A 2,486-nucleotide genomic window follows, 5' to 3' on the forward strand; every position below is an offset into this window, starting at 1 on the left:
CAAGCAGTCGGCCGCCAAATACGCCAGCATCTGGACGCCCGAGGGCTCACCCCTGCGCGCCTGGACGGAAAAGCAGACCACCCTGTTGCAAGGCTTCCTGGGTGAGCAAGGCCACCAGCTGATCGTGCGCCACGCCATGCGCTACGGCGCGCCCAGCATCGCCAGCGAGCTCGATGCCTTGAAAGCCGCCGGAGCCACCCGTGTGCTGGTGGTGCCCCTCTACCCGCAGTATTCGGGCGCGACCACGGCCAGCGTGATGGACGAGGTCTTTGCCTGGGGGCGCCGCACCCGCCTGCTGCCCGAACTGCGGCACATCAACCGCTTCCACGACGACCCTGCCTACATCGGATCACTGGCCGCCACGGTGCAGGCGCACTGGGCCCGCAGCGGCCGCGGCGAGAAGCTGGTGATGAGCTTCCACGGCATGCCCGAGCGCACGCTCAAACTGGGCGACCCCTACCACTGCGAATGCCTCAAGACCGGCCGCCTTCTGGCCGAGCGCCTGGGGCTCACGCCCGATCAGTACGTGGTCACCTTCCAGAGCCGCTTCGGCAAGGCCAAGTGGCTGGAGCCCTACACCGAGCCCACACTGGTCAAGCTGGCCAAGTCGGGCACAAAAAAGGTCGACGTGATCTGCCCCGGCTTTGTCGCCGATTGCATCGAGACCCTGGAAGAAATCGCCATGGAGGCCAAACACGCCTTCATCAGCCAGGGAGGCGAAAGCTTCGAATACATCCCCTGCCTCAATGGTGACCTGGGCTGGATCCGCTCGCTGGCCGGCATCGTCGAGCGCCACCTGCAAGGTTGGCCCACTCGCGCCGAACAACAGCCTGCGGCCCACGAACTGAGCGAACAGGCCCGCCGGGCCAAGGCCCTGGGCTGCCCGCACTGACGGGCCGGGTGCTGCAGATCAGGCCTGGGCGTCCTCGCCCGGCTCGATGGGGTCGATCTGCCCCGGCAGCAGGGCCTGGGCCTGGGATTCGGGCGCGGCCTCGACCTGCTTGAGCGCACGGCCCATCACGCGTGCCCGGGTCTCGACCGAGCCAATGTGGTTGCTGGCTTCGTCCAGCTTCTTGCGCGTCTTGGCCAGCACATCGCCAAACTTGCCGAACTCGGTCTTGACCGCGCCCAGCACCTGCCAGACTTCGGACGAACGCTTCTCCAGCGCCAGGGTGCGAAAACCCATCTGCAGGCTGTTGAGCGTCGCCAGCAAGGTGGTGGGCCCCGCCAGCATCACGCGGTGCTCGCGCTGCAGGGCCTCGACCAGACCCGGGCGGCGCAAGGCTTCGGCATACAGGCCTTCGGTGGGCACAAAGAGGATGGCGAAATCGGCCGTGTGCGGCGGAGCCAGGTACTTCTCGCTGATCGTGCGGGCCTCGGCCTTCAGGCGCTGTTCCAGCGCCTTGGCGGCGGCCTCCACAGCGGGGGCGTCGGCGCGGTCCTGGGCGTCGAGCAGGCGCTCGTAGTCTTCACGGGGGAATTTGGCGTCCACCGGCAGCCACAACGGCGCTCCGCCACGCTCGCCCTGCCCGGGCAGCTTGATGGCGAACTCGACGCGCGCTCCCGTGCCAGGCACTGTCTCGACGTTGACGGCGTACTGCTCGGGCGTGAACACCTGTTCCAGCAGGCCGGCCAGCTGCACCTCGCCAAAGATGCCCCGCGTCTTCACGTTGTTGAGCACGCGGTTGAGTGAACCCACGTCGCTGGCCAAACGCTGCATCTCGCCCAGGCCCTTGTGCACCTGCTCCAGGCGATCGGCCACCTGCTTGAAGGTCTCGCCCAGGCGGGCCTCCAGCGTGGCGTGCAGCTTTTCGTCCACCGTCTGGCGCATCTGCTCCAGCTTCTTTTCGTTGTCGGCCTGCAGGCTTTGCAGGCGGGCCTCGACCGTGCCACGCACCTCCGCCAGGCTGCGCTGGTTGGCCTCCGAGAGCTGGCGCAGCTGTTCGGCCAGGCCCAGGCTCACGCTGCGCAGCGCATCCGAAGTGGCCTGCTGCATCGCGGCCAACTGGGTGCGAAAGCTGTCGAGCTGTTCGTTCTGCGTGCGGGTGCTGTCGCCCTGCTGGGTCAAGAGGGTCTGCTGAAACAGCGCCAGCGTGCCACCCAACTCCTGGCGTGTGCCCTGGGCGCTGCGGGCCACCTCGTCGCGCAAGGCACGTTCCAGCTGGCTGCTGCGCTGGCGGCCGTCTTCAGCAAGGGCCTCGGCCAGTCGGGCCTGCCCCTCTTCGTCCCCCACCGCCGGACGCACCCGGAACCACAGCAACAAGGCCAGGTTCAGAGCCGCCAGCACGCACACGGTCAGCAGCAACACAGAGCTCACATTCATCGCGGCATTGTCTCAGAGGCATGAAAAAAGCCGCCCGAAGGCGGCTGGCTGGCGCAGCGTTGTGCTCAGGCCGTGGCCAGTGCGAAGGTCACGGGCGCGCCCGTCTTGGTCCGCACCTCTTCTTCGCTCACGCCCGGGGCCAGTTCCACGCACACAAAGCCCT

At 67.6% G+C, this 2,486-nt stretch carries 2 protein-coding genes; one reads left to right on the forward strand and one right to left on the reverse strand.

Going from position 1 to position 2,486, the window contains the following annotated elements; translation table 11 throughout:
• Positions 1-892: ferrochelatase (gene hemH, locus QZ994_RS19500; protein ID WP_290877658.1), on the forward strand; the 892-nt coding region annotated here is incomplete at its 5' end.
• Positions 893-910: 18 nt separating this feature from the next.
• On the opposite strand, the gene rmuC is transcribed toward hemH, so the two are convergent.
• Complete coding sequence (gene rmuC, locus QZ994_RS19505) at positions 911-2,323, reverse strand: DNA recombination protein RmuC (protein ID WP_290877660.1); 1,413 nt, start codon at positions 2,321-2,323, stop codon at positions 911-913.
• Positions 2,324-2,486: the final 163 nt, after the last annotated feature.

It is taken from the genome of Aquabacterium sp., from assembly GCF_021768455.1.
Taxonomy (GTDB): domain Bacteria; phylum Pseudomonadota; class Gammaproteobacteria; order Burkholderiales; family Burkholderiaceae_C; genus Aquabacterium.

Excerpts from the sequence above, each read along its gene's own strand:
- rmuC (WP_290877660.1), bottom strand. The coding sequence starts at position 2,323 with ATGAATGTGAGCTCTGTGTTGCTGCTGACCGTGTGCGTGCTGGCGGCT.